Here is a 21645-nt window from a genome sequence, read left to right as displayed (position 1 = left end):
CCCGCGCGTGTCGGCGCAGGGCCCAGCTAGCGAGAGAGGAACCGCCATCATGGCGAAGCTCAGCACCGAGGACCTGCTCAAGCACTTCGAGGACATGACCCTGCTCGAGCTGTCGGAGTTCGTGAAGGCGTTCGAGGAGAAGTTCGACGTCACCGCGGCCGCCCCGGCCGCCGTCGTGGCCGCCGCCCCGGGTGCCGCCGGCGCCCCGGCCGAGGCCGCCGAGGAGAAGGACGAGTTCACCGTGGTGCTGGACTCGGCCGGTGACAAGAAGATCCAGGTCATCAAGGTCGTCCGCGAGGTCGTCTCCGGCCTGGGCCTGAAGGAGGCCAAGGAGCTGGTCGAGGGCGCTCCCAAGCCGATCCTGGAGAACGTCGCCAAGGACGTGGCCGACGCCGCCAAGGAGAAGCTGGAGGCCGCCGGCGCCAAGATCACCCTGAAGTGATCTTGCGCCTGGCTCCGCCAGGCAGTCGCCGAAGGGGCGGTCACCCGACACCGGGTGACCGCCCCTTTCGCTGTTCGGCGCCTGTGCGTCGCCGTCTTGATCACGACAGTGTCGGCATGTCAACTGGTTTTCCGTCCGCTGTGGATCCCCCATCTTCCCTGTGGACACCCATTTTGATCTGGCCTGCCAGCCCAAATAGGATTGACCTGGGGTCGCCCCCGGGCGGGAGGGGGCTGTCTCGTGAGGTAGCTCACGAATCGAGCTTTTCGGTCAGTGCGGGTGTGATCGCCTCCGCTCGTTCGGTGGCCGCTCAGGTGGGTGAGCGAGCGCCCCGTGACCAGATCAACACTGTCATCTTTGCGTCATTTCCTTGTCCCACGGGTGAACGAGTGAGTAACCCGTCCGGATGATCCTCGTTACACGGGTGACGCCGGACACGTCCGGCGTGCCGCCGCTGTAGTCGACACCCGGGAGGCGCGGATGGGCGTCGAGGTGGTCGTCGAGGGCCTCAGTAAGTCCTTTGGCCGGCAGACCATCTGGCGGGACGTCACACTCACCCTCCCGCCAGGGGAGATCAGTGTGCTGCTGGGCCCGTCGGGCACCGGCAAGTCCGTCTTTCTCAAGTCATTGGTCGGCCTGCTCAAGCCGGAGCACGGTCGCATCGTCGTCAGCGGCACCGATGTCTGCCGCTGCTCGGAGCACAAGCTCTACGAGGTTCGGAAGCGCTTCGGCGTGCTGTTCCAGGACGGCGCGTTGTTCGGCTCCATGAACCTCTTCGACAACATCGCCTTCCCGCTGCGCGAGCACACCCGTAAGTCCGAGGCCGACATCCGCCGCATCGTCGGCGAGAAGATGGAGATGGTCGGCCTGGTCGGTGCAGAGCGGAAGCTGCCCGGCGAGATCTCCGGCGGCATGCGCAAGCGGGCCGGGCTGGCCCGCGCGCTCGTCCTCGACCCGGAGATCATCCTGTTCGACGAGCCCGACTCCGGCCTGGACCCCGTCCGGGTCGCCTACCTCAACCAGCTCATCGTCGATCTCAACGCACAGATCGACGCCACCTTCCTGATCGTCACGCACGACATCGGCACCGCACGCACCGTGCCGGACAACATCGGCATGCTGTTCCGCCGCGAGCTGGTCATGTTCGGGCCGCGCGAGGTGTTGTTGACCTCCACCGAGCCGGTTGTCGAGCAGTTCCTCAACGGCCGCCGCCAGGGCCCGATCGGCATGAGCGAGGAGAAGGACGCGGCACAGGCCGCCGCGGAACTCGCCGAGCTGGCGGCCAACGGCGGCGTGGACATCGCGGGTGGCGGCCCCAAGGGCGGCGGGGGCACCGGCATCGTGCCGCAGATCGACCCCAGCCCCGGCCTGCCCGCACGCAAGGCCGCGCAGCGCCGCAAGGACCGGGTCATGCGCATCCTGCACACGCTGCCCGCGTCCGCACAGGACGCGATCATCAACAGCCTCAGCCCCGCGGAGCGGGCCCGCTACCGGCTGTTAGGCGTGGACCGTGCCACGATCATCGTCGGCGGCGCGGCGTCCGGGGAGGCTGTGCCACCGGGCGCGGTGCCACCCACCCCACGTCCCCGGCCGCATACCGAGTCCGTCCCGGCCCCAACGCTGGCTTCCGGGTCGACGCAGAGCCAGGCCCAGACCTCCGCGCCGTCCTCGACGTCGGCATCCGGACCGGCACCCGCGCAGGCATCCGCCCCGGCCCCCGCGTCGGCCTCAACGACGCCGCCGACCGCAGTGCCCACCCCGGTACCTACACCGGCAACGCCCGCGGCGGAGTCGGCACACCCCAACGAGGAGCAGCCGGCACACCCCGGCGACCCGGACCCGGACGACGCGCCCACCCAACCCGTTCCCGTGGCCCAGGTACCGGAGTCGCCGTGGCGGTCGCCCGAGCAGATCGCCGCCGAGCACCCCACCTCCGAGCCGCGGCACGCCGCGCCACGCCGCCGCGGCTGGCGCCGCCTGCTGCCGGGAGGCCGGCGTTGACCAACCCCCTGCCCGGGTCGGCCGCGCTGCGCGAGACCGGCCGGATGTTCGCGCTCGCCCTGGACACGGTCCGGCTGACGGTCCGCCGCCCGTTCCAGTGGCGCGAGTTCGTCCAGCAGTGCTGGTTCATCGCCAGCGTCACGATCCTGCCCACGGCACTGGTCGCGATCCCGTTCGGCGCGGTGATCGCGCTGCAGCTCGGCTCCCTGACCCGCCAGATCGGCGCGCAGTCGTTCACCGGCGCGGCCAGCGTCCTCGCCGTCATCCAACAGGCCAGTCCGATCGTCACCGCGCTGCTCATCGCCGGTGCCGGCGGTTCGACGGTCTGCGCCGACCTCGGTTCCCGCAAGATCCGGGACGAGATCGACGCCATGGAGGTGCTGGGCATCTCCCCGATCCAGCGGCTGGTCGTGCCCAGGGTGCTGGCCGCGATGGTTGTCGCGCTCCTGCTCAACGGCATGGTCAGCGTGGTCGGTGTGCTCGGCGGCTACTTCTTCAATGTGATCATGCAGGGCGGCACCCCCGGCGCCTACCTCGCCAGCTTCTCCGCCCTGGCCCAACTGCCGGACCTGTGGATCAGCGAGCTGAAGGCGGTCGTCTTCGGCTTCCTGGCCGGCGTGGTGGCCGCCTACCGCGGGCTGAACCCGGCCGGCGGACCCAAGGGCGTGGGCGACGCGGTCAACCAGTCCGTCGTCATCACGTTCCTGCTGCTCTTCTTCGTCAACTTCGTGCTGACCGCGCTCTACCTCCAGCTCGTCCCCGCGAAGGGCATGTGAGAGTGACCAGCGTTCCCGAGCGCGCCAAGCGGGCCGCGCACCGTCCCGTCGAGGTCCTCGACGACCTCGGCGACCAGATGTCCTTCTACCTGCGCGCCCTGGCCTGGGTGCCGCGGGCGCTTCGCCGCTACACCAGGGAGATGCTGCGCCTGCTCGCCGAGGTGAGCTTCGGCAGCGGCGCACTGGCGGTGATCGGCGGGACCGTTGGCGTGATGATCGGCCTGACCATGTTCACCGGCACCGTGGTGGGCCTGCAGGGCTACGCGGCGTTGAACCAGATCGGTACCTCGGCCTTTGCTGGGTTCGTCTCCGCCTACTTCAACACCCGCGAGATCGCGCCGCTCGTCGCCGGGTTGGCACTGTCGGCCACCGTCGGCTCCGGCTTCACCGCGCAACTTGGCGCCATGCGCATCTCCGAGGAGATCGACGCGCTCGAGGTGATGGGCGTGCCGAGCCTGCCTTTCCTGGTGACCACCAGGATCATGGCCGGGTTCGTCGCGGTGATCCCGCTCTACGTGATCGGCCTGCTCACCTCGTACATGGCGTCCCGCACCATCACCGTCCACTTCTACGGACAGTCAGCAGGCACCTACGACCATTACTTCAACCTCTTCCTGCCACCCGAAGACGTGCTCTGGTCCTTCGGCAAGGTGCTGGTCTTCAGCGTCGTGATCATCCTCGTGCACTGCTACTACGGTTACCGCGCCAGCGGTGGCCCGGCAGGCGTCGGTGTGGCCGTCGGCCGCGCGGTGCGCACCGCCATCGTCACCACCGCCGTACTCGACTTCTTCCTCAGCCTCGCCATCTGGGGCACCACCACGACGGTGAGGATCGCCGGATGAGCGCGCGGGAAGCCCTGGGCAAGGCCCGGCGTCGGTTCCTCGGTGTCGCGTTCCTCGCCGTGCTGGCGTTGTTCGTCTGGTTCAGCCTTGCGCTGTACCAGAAGAAGTTCACCCCCGTGGTCCTGGTGGACCTGCGCACGGACCGCGTTGGTAGCCAGCTCATGCCCGAGTCCGACGTGAAGGTGCGCGGGCTGGCCGTGGGACAGGTGCGGCAGATCCGCGCCGACGGCGCTGGCGCGGTGCTCCAACTCGCGATGGACCCGGACAAGATCGATCTCATCCCCCGCAACACCAAGGCAAGACTGCTGCCCAAGACATTGTTCGGCGAGCGGTACGTGTCCCTGGTGCTACCGGAGAAGCCCGCCCAGGAAAGGCTTTCCGCGGGTGACAGCATCCAGCAGGACCGCAGCCGTGAGGCCGTCGAGCTGGAGCACGTGCTCGGCAACCTGATGCCGGCGCTGCAGGCCGTCGAACCGGCGAAGCTGGCCAGCACGCTCACCGCGTTGTCGAACGCGCTGGACGGCCGCGGCAGGCCGTTGGGCGAGACCCTGGTCCAACTCAACGACTACCTGCGCGAGATCAACCCCGCGCTGCCCGCGATCAACGAGGACATCAGCAGGCTCGCCGATGTCTCCGACACCTACTCGAAGGCGGCACCCGACCTGATCCAGGCCCTGTCGGACCTGACCGCCACCAGCCGGACGCTGGTCGAGCAACGCGGCAACCTCGAACACCTCTACGCCAGCGTCACGCACGGCACCGGCGACCTGGACGATTTCCTGCGCGCCAACGGGGAGAACCTGATCCGCCTCAACGCCTCCTCTCGACCGACGCTCGAGGTTCTCGCCAAGTACGCACCCGAATATCCTTGCCTGCTCAAGGGACTCAGTGAGATCGCGCCACGCATGGAGGATGCCTGGGGCAAGGGCACCGACAAGCCCGGCCTGCGCATCACCCTGGAGGTCACCGAGAACCGCGGGAAGTACGTACCCAACCAGGACGAGCCGCGCTACGCGGACAAGCGTGGTCCACGCTGCTACGACATTTCGCCGCGCCCGGATCCGTTCCCGCAGTACCCGCCGGACGGCCCGGTGAAGGACGGCTCGAAGCCACCACCAGCCGCGCGCACGCAGCACAGCGGCGTCCAGCCCGCGCTCAGCGGCATGTGGGCGCAGGCCAAGCCCGCCGCGGTCACCAATCCCACGTCGGCGTCGGCGTCGCCGGTCGAGCTGTCCCTGCCGAACTCGCTGGTAGAGCGGAAGCTGCTGGCCGCGCTGCTGGCCGCGCGCACCGACCTGCGACCGGACGAGGTGCCGGGCTGGAGCTCGCTGCTCGTGGGCCCGCTGTTCCGGGGAGCGGAGGTGACGCTGCGATGAGGGGCATTGCCGGCCCACTGACCAAGCTGTCGATCTTCGCCGTCGTCACGGTCCTCGCCACCACCGTGCTCGGCCTGACCATCGCCAACGTCGATCCGCGCGATGCCGCCGCCTACAGCGCACGCTTCACCGACGTCACCGGCCTCAACGAAGGCGACGACATCCGCATTGCCGGCGTGAAGGTCGGTGAGGTGGAAGAAATCGGCATCGTCGACCGGCGCCTGGCCGAGGTGCGGTTCACCGTCCGCGCCGACCGGAAGCTCCCGGAGTCGGTCACCGCGACGATCAGGTACCGGAACCTCGTCGGGCAGCGGTACATCGCACTGGAACACGGGCCCGGCGACCCCGACGGCACGTTGCCGCACGGAGGGCGGATCCCGGTGGAACGCACCAAGCCGGCGCTCGACCTCACCGCCCTGTTCAACGGTTTCAAGCCGCTGTTCCAGGCGCTGTCACCGAAGGACGTCAACCAGCTGTCCTACGAGATCATCCAGGTACTGCAAGGAGAAGGCGGAACGATCGAGAGCCTGCTCGCCCACACCGGGTCCCTGACCAAGACGATCGCCGAGAAGGACCAGGTGATCGGTGAGGTCGTCGGCAACCTCAACCGGGTGCTGGAGACCATCAACAGCCGTGACGAGCAGCTGTCCGACCTGATCGTCAACCTGCAGCGGCTCGTCTCCGGCCTGGCCGCCGACCGGCAGCCGATCGGCGACGCCATCAGCGCGCTGGACGGCCTCACCAACTCCACCGCCGGGCTGCTGGCCCAGGGACGGGACCCGCTCGAGCACGACATCGACCAGCTCGGCCGGCTCTCGGCGAACCTGGGCGACGGCGAGGAACTGGTCGAGGGCGTGCTGCGGCGGCTGCCGACCAAGCTGGAGACCATCACCCGCACCGCCACCTACGGGTCCTGGTTCAACTTCTTCCTCTGCGAGGGCTCGGGCGACGTCACGCTCTCCGACGAGGTCGTCCAGCCGATCCGGATCACCGCGCTCCCCACCACGCAGGGGAGGTGCCGCCGATGAAGGGATTCAAGGAACGCAACCCGATCACCGTCGGTATCGTCGGCCTCGCCGTGCTCGCCACGGCCGTCGCGGCCGCCTTCTTCGCTGAGGACCTACCGATCATCGGCGGTGGCACCACGTACCGGGCCCACTTCGCCGAGGCCGCCGGGCTGCGGCCGGACGATCCGGTCCGGGTCGCCGGCGTGAAGGTCGGCAAGGTGCGCGACGTGGAGCTGGAGGGCGACCACGTGGCCGTCACGTTCAAGGTCTCCGACGCCTGGCTCGGCGACCGGACCACGGCCGCCATCAAGATCCAGACCCTGCTCGGGCAGAAGTTCCTCGCGCTCGACCCGATGGGCAGCAAGCCGCTCGACCCCGACGAGCCGATTCCCCGCGAGCGCGCGATCTCTCCCTACGACGTGACTGAGGCGTTCAACGACTTGTCGCGCACCGTCGAGAAAATCGATACCGACCAGCTCGCGCAGAGCTTCCGCGTCATGGCCGACACGATGCGGAACTCCTCGGAGGACGTACGCGGCGCCTTCGATGGCCTGTCCGCGCTGTCCCGCACCATCTCCTCCCGCGACGAGCAGCTCGCCACGTTGCTGAACAACACCAGCAAGATCAGCAAGACGCTGGCGGAGCGCAACGACGAGTTCGAGAAGCTGCTCACCGACGGCAACCTGCTCCTCGCCGAGATCCGCCAGCGGCGGGACGCCATCGGCTCGCTCCTGGACGGCACCCGGAAACTCTCCACCCAGCTGCAGGGACTGGTAGCGGACAACGAAAAGCAGCTGCGCCCCGCACTCGAGCAGCTCGAGCGCGTCACCACCATGCTGCAACGCAACCAGGACAACCTGAACCGGAGCCTGGAGCTGATGGCGCCCTTCTACCGGGTCTTCGCCAACACGCTCGGCACCGGTCGCTGGTTCGACACCTACATCTGCGGACTCATCCCGCCCACCCTCGGGCCGGTCAACGAGCAGGGCTGCGCTCCGCCCCACGGCCAGGCCGGAGGTGGCCGATGATCACCACCGCCCTCGGCAACCGGCTGGCCCGCATCATCGCGCTCGGCTGCGTGCTGGCGTTGGTCGTCGCGTTCGGCATGTGGTGGGGACTGCACGGTCCCCAGGCCAAGCGGATCACCGCGTACTTCGGCTCGGCCGTCGGCGTCTACGAGGGCTCCGACGTGCGCACCCTGGGCGTCAAGGTCGGCGAGATCGTCTCCGTCGAACCGGAAGGACGCCAGGTCAGGGTCGGGCTCACCATCGACCGCGACGTGAAGGTTCCCGCCGACGCCCAAGCCGTCGTGGTCGCCCCCAGCGTGGTCAGCGACCGCTACGTCCAGCTCGCCCCCGTCTACCGCGACGGCCCCGAACTCGGCGACGACGCCGTGATCCCCCGCGAGCGCACCGCGACCCCGGTCGAGCTGGACGAGGTCTACGCCAGCCTCGACCAGCTGGCCACCGCGCTCGGCCCGAATGGTGCCAACCGCGACGGCGCGTTCTCCGAACTGCTCCGGGCCGGCGCGGCCAACCTGGACGGCAACGGCCAGGCCATGCACGACACCATCCGCCAGCTCGGCCAGGCCAGCCGCACCCTCTCCGGCAACCGCGACGACCTGTTCGCCACCGTGGACCAACTGCAGAAGTTCACCACCATGCTCGCCGGGAACGACGGCCAGGTGCGGTCGTTCAACACCCAGCTCGCCGAGGTGAACCGGTTTCTCGCCACCGAACGCGACGACCTGGGTACGGCGTTGCGGGAGCTGGCTACCGCCCTGGAACGGGTGCGGAGCTTCGTTCGTGACAACCGCGACGTGTTGAAGTCCAATGTGGACAAGCTGGCCGACATCACCCAGGTGCTGGTGGACCAGCGGGCGGCGCTCGCCGAGAGCCTCGACGTTGCACCGCTGGCCCTGGGCAACCTGCAAAACGCCTACAACGCCGCCTCCGGGACGCTCGACACCCGGGCCGACCTCAACGAGCTGACCGACCCACCGCTCGTGTTGATCTGCAAGACGATCCGCCAGACCAGTCCGAGCAAGATTCCACCCGCGCTGGCCGAGATCTGCCAGAAGTTGCGGCCCGTCGTCGACGGCGTGGCCAAGCTGCCGAGCCCTGCCCAGGCGCTGGAGGCGTTGCACGAGGGCCACCTTCCCCAGCTGCCGCTCCCACTCGTGCAGACGCTCAACGCCGGCGCGGCACCCGGCACACCCACGACGCCGTCGAAGGGAGGCCGCTGATGGCGATCCGACGACTCCGCGCCCTCGGCGTCGCGGTCCTCACGGCGGGGCTGGTCGCCGGCTGCGGCGGCGAGTTCGGCGGCCTCTACGGGATGCCGCTGCCTGGCGGCGCGGACCTCGGCGATCGGCCGTACCGGGTCACCGTGCACTTCACCGACGTGCTCGACCTCGTGCCGCAGGCCGCGATCAAGGTCAACGACGTCAGCGTCGGCAAGGTGGAACGGATCGAGCTGGTCACGGACAACTGGCACGCCGAGGTCACCGTCGCCGTGCCCGGGGACGTCGAGCTTCCCGCCAACGCCGAGGCCCGGCTACGCCAGTCCAGCCTGCTCGGCGAGAAGTTCGTGGAGCTGGCACCGCCCAAGCGCGAGCAACCCACCGGTCGGCTCGCCGACGGCGACGTCGTCCCGTTGCAGCGCACCAACCGCAACCCCGAGGTCGAAGAGGTCCTCGGTGCGCTGTCGCTGGTGCTCAACGGCGGTGGCATCGCCCAGCTGCAGACCATCACCCGTGAGCTGAACGCCGCACTGTCGGGCAACGAACCCCAGCTACGGGAGCTGCTGGACAACCTGAACAAGCTCGTCAGCACCCTCGACGGGCACAAGGGCGAGATCACCCGCGCCCTGGACGGCCTCAACCGGCTCTCCGCCACCCTCGACCGGCAACGCGACCGCATTTCCGGCGTGGTGAAGGACCTCGGGCCCGGCCTGGAGGTGCTCGCCGACCAGCGGGAGCAGCTGGTGACCATGCTCCGCTCGCTGGACTCCCTGTCGGGCGTGGCCACCGACGTGGTCAACCGGGGCCGCGACGACCTGCTGGCGAACCTCCGCGCGCTGCGGCCCACGCTGACCAAACTCACCGAGGCGGGGCAGAACCTGCCCAGGTCCTTCCAGCTGCTGCTGACCTTCCCGTTCCCGGATGCCGCGGTGGAGGGGATTCGCGGCGACTACACCAACCTCTACGCCACGCTCGACCTGGACCTGACCCGCATCATCGACAACCTCTCCGCGTCCCGGCAGGCACCGGTCGACCCGCTCGGCCCGGGTGAGCAGGGCACAGCGCGGCCGGGCGAGCGGGCGCCGGGGGCGGGCGAGCTTCCGTTGCCGCTCCAACCGCCGCGGCTCCCGCTGCCCGGGCGGAGCGGGTCCGGCGACCTCCTCGACGACCTGCTGGGAGGTGGCCGGTGATCACCCGCAAGATCCGGTGGCAGCTCGGTGCGTTCGTCGTCATCGCACTACTCGGTGTCAGCTATGTCGGAGCCAACTACGTAGGCATCGACCGGCTCTTCGGGCCGCGCGGCTACGTGGTGCGCGTGCAGCTGGCCGAGTCCGGCGGGATCTTCCGCAACGCCGAGGTGACCTACCGGGGCGTCACCGTCGGCCGGGTCGGACCGCTACGGCTCACCGACGACGGCGTCGAGGTCCAGCTGGACATCGAACCGTCCGCGCCCGAGATCCCTGACGACGTGCGGGCGGTGGTAGCCAACCGGTCGGCCGTCGGCGAGCAGTACGTCGACCTGCGGCCCAACCGCGGCGGCGGCCCCTTCCTCACCGACGGGGCGGTCATCCCGCAGGAGCGCACCTCGACCCCGTTGCCCGTACAGACCCTGCTCGCCAACCTGGACGGGCTGGCCAGCTCCGTGCCCACGGAGGAGCTGCGGACCGTCGTGCACGAGCTGGGCACCGCCTTCGAGGGGACCGGGCCGGACCTCCAGGTCCTCCTGGACACCACCCGAGCCCTCACCAGAGACGCCCACGAGCACCTGCCGCAGACACTCCGCCTGATCGACGACGGGCGGACGGTGCTGCGGACGCAGGCGCAACAGTCCTCGGCACTCACCTCGTTCAGCCGCGACCTGCGGACACTGGCCGAGCAGCTCAGGAGCTCCGACCCGGACCTGCGGCGGCTGATCTCCGCGGCGCCGCAGGCGTCCGAACAGCTGACCGGGCTGCTCCGCGAGTCCGGGCCCGGCCTGGGCCGGATGATCGCGAACCTGCTGACCACCTCCGACATCATGCGCACCCGCACCGCCGGGCTCGAACAGGTGCTGGTGACGTACCCGCTGGTGGTCGGCGGCTCGTTCACCGTCCTCCCCGGCGATGGCACCGCCCATTTCGGCCTCGCGCTCAACACGTTCGACCCGCCGCCCTGCACCAGGGGCTACGAGGGCACCAGGCAGCGGCCGGGCAACGACACCGGGCCCGTCCCGCTCAACACCGGTGCCTACTGCGCGGAGCCACTGGGCAGCCCGATCGTGGTTCGGGGCGCACAGAACGCCCCCTACGGCGGCAGGCCGGCGCAACCGAACGCGACCGGGACGTCATCTGGGAACGGCAAGGAACCCGCGCAACCCCCGCTGCCGGGGCTGCTCGGCCTACCCCACCAGCCAGGACCACGGACCTTCGCCGAGCTTCTCGGCCTATTGGAGCGGTGAAGCCATGCACAGACCAGCGGTGAAGCCATGCACAGATCCAGGAACGCCATGAACGGCCAAGCGCGCGACACCGACAGCTACGGGCAGGCCAGCACGCGGCGCCGCGAGGTGCCGCGCCTCGTGCTGCGGGCGGCGGTGGTGCTCGTCGTGCTGGCCACCATCGTCACTGGTTGGTTCGGCTGGTCGTGGTGGCGTGCGGCGGGCGACGAGTCGCTGGAGCTCGCCCACACCCGGGACGAGGTGCTGCGCGTCGCGCAGCAGGGCATCACCAACTTCACCTCGCTCGACCACCGCAAGATCGACGAGGGCTTCGACCGCCTGCAGCAGTCCGCCACCGGCCCCCTGCTGGCGGAGGTCGTGCGCGGCAGGGAGGACAACGCCAAGCGGATCCGGGACGCCAAGGTCGTCAGCGAGGCACGGGTACTCGAGGCCGCCGTGGTCGAACTCGACCGGCGGGCCGGCAAGGCCCGCGTCATCGCTGCCGTCGAGGTCGAGGTGATTCGACCCGACCAGCCGGAACCGCCACGGCGACAGCGGCTCCGGGTGGAGCTGAGCCGCACCGAGTCCGGCTGGAAGCTCAGCCGGATCGGGGAGGTGCCGCTCGGCCCCTGACACCAACCCGCCGGTACCGGCTTCCGACGCCCCGCCGGGCTCGCCGCCGATCGTTACGGAAGGACACCCACGTGCCACCCACACGCCGCAACCGCATCACCAAGCCGACCCGCCGGCCGCGGGTGGCGGGGAGCCGGCTGCGCCCGCACGGCGCCGAGCGCCAGGCCGGTGCCCGCGGGATCGGCACGGCGCCCGCGCCCCAGTACGACCCCGGACTGGAGCCAACCCGCACCAACGGCGTCCCAAGCACGTCCGGAACGGACGACACGGCGCCCCATGAGGGGAGCTCGGTCGTCGCGGAGCGCGCTTCCGGTGTCGCGGAGAGTGCGGCAGGCGTTGCGGAGCGTGCGTCAGGTGTCGTGCAGAGTGCATCCGGTGATGTAGGGCATGCATCCGGTGCCGATGAACGCGACCTTGGTGCAGTGGAGACGCGCGACGTGCCGGCCGAGTTCGACGACACACCGGCCGAGCCTGCGGAACAGCGCGGGCCCTCCGCCTCCGCGGCCTCGACGAGTGGTTCGGGTGCCGCGGACAAGTGGGGTGACGGCGGGCCCGAGGCGTGGGTCATCCCCGCGGACAACGAGGAGCTCCTGGCCACGCTGCGCGGGGCCAATATCGCCGACGAGATCGCCAACGAGGACCCAGGGCCTACCGGAGCGGGATCTGAGCCGCATGATTCCGGCACCTCGGGCGCAGGTGCGGGGAGCTCGGGCGCTGGAGCGAGGAGTGAGGCCGCAGGCGCGCGCCCTGAGGCCGCCGAGGGGCGCGCCGAGGGCGCAGAGGCAGCTGCGGATGAACGCGTGCCGGAGGAGGCAGCGGCCTTCCCTGGCACCGCGAGCACAGCGGGGAGCGGCAAGGACACGGCCCGTAACGGCAGGCGCCGCGCGCAAGGAAACATAAAGGAGACGCCCGGCGGGACCGACAGCGCCGCCGGCAAGCGGCAGGGGCGTCCGACCGGCATTCGCGACGTCCCTCAGCTGCGCCTCGCCGCCGCGCTGCTGCTTCTCTTCGCGATCCTGACCGGCCTGGCCGTCTGGTTCCGCGGCGAGGCCGAGCACCTGCGGTCCGGCGCCGCGCAGAACCGCGCACTTGTCGACTCCTCGGCCACCAGTGAGCTGCTCGGGCAGCTCACCAGCGCCGTCGAGACGGTCTTCTCCTACAACTTCAACGACACCGCCAAGACCGAGAAGGCCGCCCACGAGCTGCTCACCGGCAACGCCGTCGACCAGTACAACCGGCTCTACGCGCAGGTGAAGGAGCTGGCGCCCGAGCAGAAGGTGGTGCTGACCACCAGGGTGCGCACCGCCGGCGTGCAGGTCCTCGACGGCGACCGCGCCGTGGTCCTGGTCTTCGCCGACCAGCGCTGGACCAGGGCCGACTCCTCGGGGGAGGCGCAGCCCCCCGGCGCCGCCCAGCTCGCGGTACACGCCGAGCGCCACGACGAGCGCTGGCTCATCAGCGACATCCGCACCTACTGACCCGCTGGCGAGCACCACTTGCCGCCGGTTGCTCGGACGCCCGTCGGCAGCCGCGGGCCCGGCAGCGATCGGCGGAAGAACACTCCGGCCACCAAGTCCTCGATGTCCAGGGTCAGACCGTCCCCCGCTGGTCGCGACGAGGACGAGACCACCGGTCGCCTGGCGCAACGCCGCTCGCCGAGCGCCCAACGGAGCCCTGTGACCGGTGGTCGCGGCACACCCGCATGTCAGGACAGCGCGGAATCCCTGTCGCGCCGACTACGACCCGTCCTCGGCTTGCTACCCAACGCCATTGCTGGCCTACTGGGACTGGTAGCTGGCCTGGCTTCTCCGGCCGCGCGGGTGCGGGGAAGCCGCTTCGGCGCCGGTCCGGGGCCGACCGGAGATCGTCAATGTCGGCCGGGGAAGGAAAAATGGGCGTCGTTTGTTGATCTCATTACGAGTAGTTGTGAGGCCTTTCCGGGTAGGGGTGCGGGAAGTCACATGTGGATCGCAAAGAGGGGCAGGTGAGCGCCTTCGGTGGGTCGGGTGAGTCCCCACGGACGGGCGTCCCACGGCCGCCAATCGTGCAATGACCTGCGGTTTCGTCCGGCCACAGTGGTCACTTGCCGTCACTGTGTCGTGCGCCGCGAGGGTGATCGAGGCGTTGCACCTTGACTGGGAGCCGCCGCAGGGTCACTCTGTCGGTGAGCATGAGGCGCGGTGTCCGCACCCGCCTCTCGACAGTCGCCGTTTGTGTGGCTAGACTGCCCCTTTGCGCTGCCCTCTTTCCGTGTGCCCTTCCCCGGGGCAACGGTTGGCGGGCACCCACCGCACCCTTGAAAGCGTGCTTGCTCGGGCCGCGCACGCGGTCCACCAGGCAGCTACCAAGTCCCTGGAAGGACGCATCTTGGCAGTCTCCCGCGCGACCAAGGCCACTGCTGCGACCAACTCCACGTCGGGGATCCCTGGGGCACCGAAGCGGGTCTCGTTCGCGAAGATCCGTGAGCCGCTGGAGGTGCCCGACCTGCTGGCCCTCCAGACCCAGTCGTTCGAATGGCTCATCGGCGCCGACGAGTGGTACCAGCGCCGGGTTGACGCCGGCGACGAGAACCCGGTGAGCGGGCTGGAGGAGGTCCTGGGCGAGATCTCGCCGATCGAGGACTTCTCCGGCTCCATGTCGCTGTCCTTCTCCGACCCGCGCTTCGACGAGGTCAAGGCCTCCGTCGAGGAGTGCAAGGACAAGGACATGACCTACGCGGCGCCGCTGTTCGTCACCGCGGAGTTCACCAACCACACCACCGGCGAGATCAAGAGCCAGACGGTGTTCATGGGTGACTTCCCGATGATGACGAACAAGGGGACGTTCATCATCAACGGCACCGAGCGCGTCGTGGTCTCGCAGCTCGTGCGTTCCCCGGGCGTCTACTTCGACCAGGCGGTCGACAAGACGACCGACAAGGACGTCTTCAGCGTCAAGATCATCCCGAGCCGTGGTGCCTGGCTGGAGTTCGACGTCGACAAGCGGGACACCGTCGGTGTCCGCATCGACCGCAAGCGCCGCCAGCCGGTGACCGTCCTGCTCAAGGCCCTGGGCTGGACCAACGAGCAGATCCGTGAGCGGTTCGGCTTCAGCGAGACGCTGATGGCCACCCTGGAGAAGGACCACACCGCCGGCCAGGACGAGGCGCTGCTGGACATCTACCGCAAGCTGCGTCCGGGCGAGCCGCCGACGCGGGAGAGCGCGCAGACCCTGCTGGAGAACCTGTTCTTCAAGGAGAAGCGCTACGACCTGGCCAAGGTCGGACGCTACAAGGTCAACAAGAAGCTCGGCCTGGAACTGCCGTTCTCGGCCGGCGTGCTGACCGAGGACGACATCGTCACCACCATCGAGTACCTGGTCCGGCTGCACGCCGGCGAGGTCAAGATGGCGACGGTGGGCGAGACCGAGGTCCCGGTCGAGATCGACGACATCGACCACTTCGGCAACCGCCGGCTGCGCACCGTGGGCGAGCTGATCCAGAACCAGATCCGGGTCGGCCTGTCCCGCATGGAGCGGGTCGTCCGGGAGCGGATGACCACCCAGGACGTCGAGGCCATCACGCCGCAGACCCTGATCAACATCCGCCCCGTGGTGGCGGCGATCAAGGAGTTCTTCGGCACCTCGCAGCTGTCCCAGTTCATGGACCAGACCAACCCGCTCGCGGGCCTGACCCACAAGCGCCGCCTCTCGGCGCTGGGGCCGGGCGGTCTGTCCCGGGAGCGGGCCGGCTTCGAGGTGCGTGACGTGCACCCGTCGCACTACGGCCGGATGTGCCCGATCGAGACGCCGGAAGGCCCGAACATCGGTCTGATCGGCTCGCTGTCCTCCTACGCGCGCGTCAACCCGTTCGGCTTCATCGAGACGCCGTACCGCAAGGTCGTCGACGGCCGGGTCACCGACCAGGTCGACTACCTGACCGCCGACGAGGAGGACCGGCACGTCATCGCGCAGGCCAACGCGATGGTCGACGCCGAGGGCAGCTTCATCGACGAGCGCGTGCTGGTCCGCCGCAAGGGCGGTGAGATCGACTACATCAGCCCGGACGGCGTCGACTACATGGACGTCTCGCCGCGGCAGATGGTGTCCGTGGCGACGTCGATGATCCCGTTCCTCGAGCACGACGACGCCAACCGGGCGCTGATGGGCGCGAACATGCAGCGCCAGGCGGTGCCGCTGCTGCGCAGCGAGGCCCCGCTGGTCGGCACCGGCATGGAGCTGCGCGCCGCGGTCGACGCCGGTGACGTGGTCGTGGCCGAGAAGGCCGGCGTCGTCGAGGAGCTGTGCGCCGACTTCGTCACCGTGATGGCCGACGACGGCACCCGGCAGACCTACCGGCTGCACAAGTTCCGCCGGTCCAACCAGGGCACCTGCATCAACCAGAAGCCCATCGTCAACGAGGGCGACCGGGTCGAGGTCGGCCAGGTGATCGCCGACGGCCCGTGCACCGACGACGGCGAGATGGCCCTGGGCAAGAACCTGCTCGTGGCGATCATGCCGTGGGAGGGCCACAACTACGAGGACGCGATCATCCTGTCCCAGCGCCTGGTGCAGGACGACGTGCTCACCTCGATCCACATCGAGGAGCACGAGATCGACGCCCGCGACACCAAGCTCGGCGCCGAGGAGATCACCCGGGACATCCCGAACGTCTCCGAGGACGTGCTGGCCGACCTGGACGAGCGCGGCATCATCCGGATCGGTGCCGAGGTGCAGGCCGGCGACATCCTGGTCGGCAAGGTCACGCCCAAGGGCGAGACCGAGCTGACCCCGGAGGAGCGGCTGCTGCGCGCCATCTTCGGTGAGAAGGCCCGCGAGGTGCGCGACACCTCGCTGAAGGTGCCGCACGGCGAGACCGGCAAGGTCATCGGCATCCGGGTGTTCAGCCGGGAGGACGACGACGAGCTGCCGCCGGGCGTCAACGAGCTGGTCCGGGTCTACGTGGCGCAGAAGCGCAAGATCCAGGATGGCGACAAGCTCGCCGGCCGGCACGGCAACAAGGGCGTCATCGGCAAGGTGCTGCCGGCGGAGGACATGCCGTTCCTCCCCGACGGCACCCCGGTTGACATCATCCTGAACACGCACGGTGTGCCGCGACGGATGAACATCGGCCAGGTGCTGGAGACGCACCTGGGCTGGATCGCCAAGCAGGGCTGGAGCATCGACGGCGACCCGGACTGGGCCAAGCGCCTGCCCGAGAACCTGTACTCGGCCGAGCCGAACACCAACACCGCGAGCCCGGTCTTCGACGGTGCCCGCGAGGAGGAGATCACCGGTCTGCTGTCGGCCACCCGCCCGAACCGTGACGGCGAGCGGATGGTCAACGGCGACGGCAAGGCGACCCTGTTCGACGGCCGCAGCGGCGAGCCGTACCCGTACCCGGTCGCGGTCGGGTACATGTACATCCTCAAGCTGCTGCACCTGGTCGACGACAAGATCCACGCGCGGTCGACCGGCCCGTACTCGATGATCACCCAGCAGCCGCTGGGCGGTAAGGCCCAGTTCGGTGGCCAGCGGTTCGGTGAGATGGAGTGCTGGGCCATGCAGGCCTACGGCGCCGCCTACACCCTGCAGGAGCTGCTGACGATCAAGTCGGACGACGTCCTCGGCCGCGTGAAGGTGTACGAGGCGATCGTCAAGGGCGAGAACATCCCGGAGCCGGGTATCCCGGAGTCGTTCAAGGTGCTTCTCAAGGAGCTCCAGTCGCTGTGCCTCAACGTCGAGGTGCTCTCCAGCGACGGTGCGGCGATCGAGATGCGCGACGGCGACGACGAGGACCTGGAGCGGGCCGCCGCGAACCTGGGCATCAACCTGTCCCGGAACGAGGCACCCTCCGTGGACGACGTCGTGAACTGACCTCGCCGGTCCGGTCGGGGTGTCCCCGGCCATGGGGACACCCCGACCGGACCAGCCACTGCCCTAGCCCGCTACAACCGGGGAGAAGGAAACCGACGTGCTCGACGTCAACTTCTTCGACGAGCTCCGCATCGGCCTCGCCACGGCCGACGACATCCGTCAGTGGTCCTACGGCGAGGTCAAGAAGCCCGAGACCATCAACTACCGCACCCTCAAGCCGGAGAAGGACGGGCTCTTCTGCGAGAAGATCTTCGGTCCGACCCGGGACTGGGAGTGCTACTGCGGCAAGTACAAGCGTGTCCGGTTCAAGGGCATCATCTGTGAGCGCTGCGGCGTCGAGGTGACCCGGGCCAAGGTGCGCCGCGAGCGCATGGGCCACATCGAACTGGCCGCGCCGGTCACGCACATCTGGTACTTCAAGGGTGTCCCCAGCCGGTTGGGCTACCTGCTCGACCTGGCGCCCAAGGACCTCGAGAAGATCATCTACTTCGCCGCCTACGTCATCACCTCGGTCAACACCGAGCTGCGGCACAACGACATGCCGACGCTGGAGAACGAGATCAGCGTCGAGCGCAAGCGGCTGGAGGACCAGCGCGACGCCGACATCGAGGCCCGGGCGCAGAAGCTCGAGGCCGACCTCGCGCAGCTCGAGGCCGAGGGGGCCAAGAGCGACGTGCGCCGCAAGGTCAAGGAGGGCGGCGAGCGCGAGATGCGCCAGCTCCGCGACCGGGCGCAGCGCGAGATCGACAAGCTCGACGAGATCTGGGAGACCTTCACCAAGCTCGAGCCCAAGCAGCTCATCGCGGACGAGATTCTCTACCGCGAGCTGTACGACCGCTACGGCGAGTACTTCACCGGCGGCATGGGCGCCGAGGCCATCCAGAAGCTACTGGTCGACTTCGACGTCGAGGCCGAGGCCGAGTCGCTGCGCGAGGTGATCCGGACCGGCAAGGGCCAGAAGAAGCTGCGCGCGCTCAAGCGGCTCAAGGTCGTCGCCGCGTTCCAGGCCACCGGCAACTCGCCGCAGGGCATGGTGCTGGACTGCATCCCGGTGATCCCGCCGGACCTGCGGCCGATGGTGCAGCTGGACGGTGGCCGCTTCGCCACCTCCGACCTCAACGACCTGTACCGCCGGGTCATCAACCGGAACAACCGGCTCAAGCGGCTGATCGACCTCGGCGCGCCCGAGATCATCGTCAACAACGAGAAGCGGATGCTGCAGGAGGCCGTCGACGCGCTGTTCGACAACGGCCGCCGCGGCCGGCCGGTCACCGGCCCGGGCAACCGTCCGCTGAAGTCGCTGTCCGACCTGCTCAAGGGCAAGCAGGGCCGGTTCCGGCAGAACCTGCTCGGCAAGCGTGTCGACTACTCCGGCCGTTCGGTCATCGTGGTCGGCCCGCAGCTGAACCTGCACCAGTGCGGCCTGCCGAAGCTGATGGCGCTGGAGCTGTTCAAGCCGTTTGTGATGAAGCGCCTGGTGGACCTCAACCACGCGCAGAACATCAAGTCCGCCAAGCGGATGGTCGAGCGGCAGCGCCCGCAGGTGTGGGACGTGCTCGAGGAGGTCATCACCGAGCACCCGGTGCTGCTGAACCGGGCGCCGACGCTGCACCGCCTCGGTATCCAGGCCTTCGAGCCGCAGCTGGTGGAGGGCAAGGCCATCCAGCTGCACCCGCTGGTCTGTGAGGCGTTCAACGCCGACTTCGACGGTGACCAGATGGCGGTGCACCTGCCGCTGTCGGCCGAGGCGCAGGCCGAGGCCCGCATCCTGATGCTGGCCAGCAACAACATCCTGTCGCCGGCGTCCGGCCGGCCGCTGGCCATGCCGCGGCTGGACATGGTGACCGGCCTGTTCTACCTGACCAAGATGGTGGACGGGCAGCCGGGCGAGGGCCTGGCGTTCTCCTCGCCGGCCGAGGCCATCATGGCCTACGACCTGCGGCGGATCACCCTGCAGTCGAAGATCAAGGTGCGGGTCGGCGACCGGCAGCCGGCCGCGGGCCAGCAGCCGGAGGGCTACGAGCCGGGCAAGCCCTGGATCGCTGAGACCAGCCTGGGCCGCATCCTGTTCAACGATCTGCTGCCGAGCGACTACCCGTTCGTCAACGAGGTCATGCCCAAGAAGCGGCAGGCCGAGGTGATCAACGACCTGGCCGACCGGTACCCGATGGTCACGGTGTCCCAGACGCTGGACAAGCTCAAGGACGCCGGCTTCTACTGGGCCACCCGCTCCGGTGTCACGCTGGCCATCTCCGACGTGGTCGTGCCGCCCACCAAGGGCGAGATCCTGGACGGCTACGAGGATCAGGCCGACAAGATCCAGAAGCGCTACCAGCGTGGTCTGCTCTCCTACCAGGAGCGCAACGACGAGCTGGTGAAGATCTGGAGCCAGGCGACCGACGAGATCGCCCGGGTCATGGAGGAGAACTTCCCCGACGACAACCCGCTTCCGATGCTGGTCAAGTCGGGTGCGGCGGGCAACATGACCCAGGTCCGGCAGCTGGCCGGCATGAAGGGTCTGGTCGCCAACACCAAGGGTGAGTACATCCCGCGGCCGATCAAGTCCAGCTTCCGCGAGGGCTTCTCGGTGGTCGAGTACTTCGCCTCCTCGCACGGTGCCCGTAAGGGTCTGGCCGACACCGCGCTGCGGACCGCCGACTCCGGCTACCTGACCCGGCGTCTGGTGGACGTCTCGCAGGACGTCATCGTCCGCGAGCTGGACTGCGGCACCGACCGCGGCATCACGCTGCCGGTCGACGAGCACGCCAAGACCAGCGTGTACGCGCGGGTCGCGGCGGACGACATCGTCTCCGACGGCCAGGTGCTGGTGGCCCGGGGCAGCGAGATCGGCAACGACGAGGTGGAGGCGCTGGAGCGCTCCAGCGTGCCCACGGTCAAGGTGCGCAGCGTGCTCACCTGCGACTCGCACACCGGGGTCTGCGCGACCTGCTACGGCCGCTCGATGGCCACCGGCAAGCTGGTGGACGTCGGCGAGGCGGTCGGCATCGTGGCCGCGCAGTCGATCGGTGAGCCCGGTACCCAGCTGACGATGCGGACCTTCCACACCGGTGGTGTGGCCGGGGACGACATCACCACCGGTCTGCCGCGTGTCCAGGAACTGTTCGAGGCGCGGATCCCCAAGGGCAAGGCGCCCATCGCCGACGCCTCGGGCCGCATCCGCATGGAGGACAACGACAAGTACTGGAAGATCACCATCATCCCCGACGATGGGGGCGAGGAGATCGTCTACGACAAGCTGTCCAAGCGGCAGCGGCTGGCCACGATCCCGGTGGACGGCACCGAGCGGCAGATCTCCGACGGTGACCACATCGAGGTCGGCCAGCGGCTGCTGGACGGCACGGTCGACCCGCACGAGGTGCTGCGCGTGATGGGCCCGCGCGAGGTGCAGCTGCACCTGGTCCGCGAGGTCCAGGCGGTGTACCGCTCGCAGGGCGTCTCCATCCACGACAAGCACATCGAGGTCATCATCCGGCAGATGCTGCGCCGGGTCACGATCATCGACTCCGGCGCGACCGAGTTCCTGCCGGGCTCGCTGGTCGAGCGCGCCGAGTTCGAGGCGGAGAATCGGCGCGTGGTGGCCGAGGGCGGCGAGCCCGCCTCCGGGCGTCCGCTGCTGATGGGTATCACCAAGGCGTCGCTGGCCACCGAGTCGTGGCTGTCGGCGGCCTCCTTCCAGGAGACCACCCGGGTGCTCACCGAGGCGGCGATCCACGGCCGCAGCGACAAGCTGATGGGCCTGAAGGAGAACGTGATCATCGGCAAGCTGATCCCGGCCGGCACCGGCATCAACCGGTACCGCAACATCCAGGTCCAGCCGACCGAGGAGGCGCGGGCCGCCGCCTACGCCATCCCGTCCTACGACGACGGCTACTACACGCCGGACGTCTTCGGCACGGGCACGGGTGCGGCGGTGCCGCTGGACGACTACGACTTCGGGCGGGACTACCGCTGAGGTCGCAGTAGCCGGCAGTAGGCCGGCGAGGCACTGACTGGCGAGGCCCGCCAGACGCTCCGCGGAGCGTCTGGCGGGCCTCGC

At 69.2% G+C, this 21645-nt stretch carries 13 protein-coding genes and 1 pseudogene; all 14 read left to right on the top strand.

The genetic code is table 11. The annotated features are described in order from the left end of the window. Positions 1 to 49 precede the first annotated feature (49 nt). The 14 genes and pseudogenes from rplL (at position 50) to IEY55_RS11545 (ending at position 21561) form a co-directional block, all read left to right on the top strand. Entirely contained in the window at positions 50 to 442 is a 393-nt protein-coding gene (rplL, locus tag IEY55_RS11610) for a 50S ribosomal protein L7/L12 (RefSeq protein ID WP_189056931.1), read from the top strand. A gap of 480 nt (positions 443 to 922) precedes the next feature. Further along, positions 923 to 2044: pseudogene (locus IEY55_RS11605) on the top strand (ABC transporter ATP-binding protein); the annotation flags it as partial. 443 nt (positions 2045 to 2487) lie between these two features. Beyond that, positions 2488 to 3219 (top strand): MlaE family ABC transporter permease, encoded by a 732-nt coding sequence (locus IEY55_RS11600; RefSeq protein WP_189057127.1) that lies wholly within the window; start codon positions 2488 to 2490, stop codon positions 3217 to 3219. Between the two features lie 77 nt (positions 3220 to 3296). After that, complete coding sequence (locus IEY55_RS11595; RefSeq protein WP_373289999.1) at positions 3297 to 4061, top strand: MlaE family ABC transporter permease; 765 nt, start codon at positions 3297 to 3299, stop codon at positions 4059 to 4061. Next, positions 4058 to 5437: an MCE family protein gene (locus tag IEY55_RS11590; RefSeq protein ID WP_189056927.1), complete on the top strand. Its 1380-nt coding sequence runs from the start codon at positions 4058 to 4060 to the stop codon at positions 5435 to 5437. The genes IEY55_RS11595 and IEY55_RS11590 overlap by 4 nt, the downstream gene beginning before the upstream one ends. Beyond that, positions 5434 to 6465, top strand: a complete 1032-nt coding sequence (locus IEY55_RS11585) for an MCE family protein (RefSeq protein WP_189056926.1) — start codon at positions 5434 to 5436, stop codon at positions 6463 to 6465. Before IEY55_RS11590 ends, IEY55_RS11585 begins: the two co-directional genes overlap by 4 nt. Beyond that, on the top strand, positions 6462 to 7472 hold the full coding sequence (locus tag IEY55_RS11580; RefSeq protein WP_189056924.1) for an MCE family protein: 1011 nt from the start codon (positions 6462 to 6464) through the stop codon (positions 7470 to 7472). The genes IEY55_RS11585 and IEY55_RS11580 overlap by 4 nt, the downstream gene beginning before the upstream one ends. After that, positions 7469 to 8689 carry an MCE family protein gene (locus IEY55_RS11575; protein ID WP_189056922.1) on the top strand — a complete coding sequence of 407 codons (1221 nt, stop codon included), beginning with the start codon at positions 7469 to 7471 and terminating at the stop codon, positions 8687 to 8689. Before IEY55_RS11580 ends, IEY55_RS11575 begins: the two co-directional genes overlap by 4 nt. Positions 8690 to 8694: 5 nt before the next feature. Continuing rightward, on the top strand, positions 8695 to 9876 hold the full coding sequence (locus IEY55_RS11570; RefSeq protein ID WP_373289998.1) for an MCE family protein: 1182 nt from the start codon (positions 8695 to 8697) through the stop codon (positions 9874 to 9876). Then, positions 9873 to 11123 (top strand): MCE family protein, encoded by a 1251-nt coding sequence (locus tag IEY55_RS11565; RefSeq protein ID WP_189056918.1) that lies wholly within the window; start codon positions 9873 to 9875, stop codon positions 11121 to 11123. Before IEY55_RS11570 ends, IEY55_RS11565 begins: the two co-directional genes overlap by 4 nt. 48 nt (positions 11124 to 11171) lie before the next feature. Then, positions 11172 to 11735, top strand: coding sequence for an Rv1363c family protein (locus IEY55_RS11560; RefSeq protein ID WP_189056917.1), 564 nt, complete (start codon positions 11172 to 11174; stop codon positions 11733 to 11735). 71 nt (positions 11736 to 11806) lie between these two features. After that, on the top strand, positions 11807 to 13213 hold the full coding sequence (locus IEY55_RS11555; RefSeq protein WP_189056915.1) for a hypothetical protein: 1407 nt from the start codon (positions 11807 to 11809) through the stop codon (positions 13211 to 13213). A gap of 889 nt (positions 13214 to 14102) precedes the next feature. Beyond that, complete coding sequence (rpoB, locus tag IEY55_RS11550) at positions 14103 to 17588, top strand: DNA-directed RNA polymerase subunit beta (protein WP_189057125.1); 3486 nt, start codon at positions 14103 to 14105, stop codon at positions 17586 to 17588. 97 nt (positions 17589 to 17685) lie between these two features. After that, entirely contained in the window at positions 17686 to 21561 is a 3876-nt protein-coding gene (locus tag IEY55_RS11545) for a DNA-directed RNA polymerase subunit beta' (protein ID WP_189056913.1), read from the top strand. Positions 21562 to 21645: the final 84 nt, after the last annotated feature.

The sequence above is a fragment of the Longimycelium tulufanense genome, assembly GCF_014645795.1.
Classification (GTDB): Bacteria; Actinomycetota; Actinomycetes; order Mycobacteriales; family Pseudonocardiaceae; genus Longimycelium; species Longimycelium tulufanense.
This window is presented reverse-complemented; position numbering and strand designations above follow the sequence as displayed.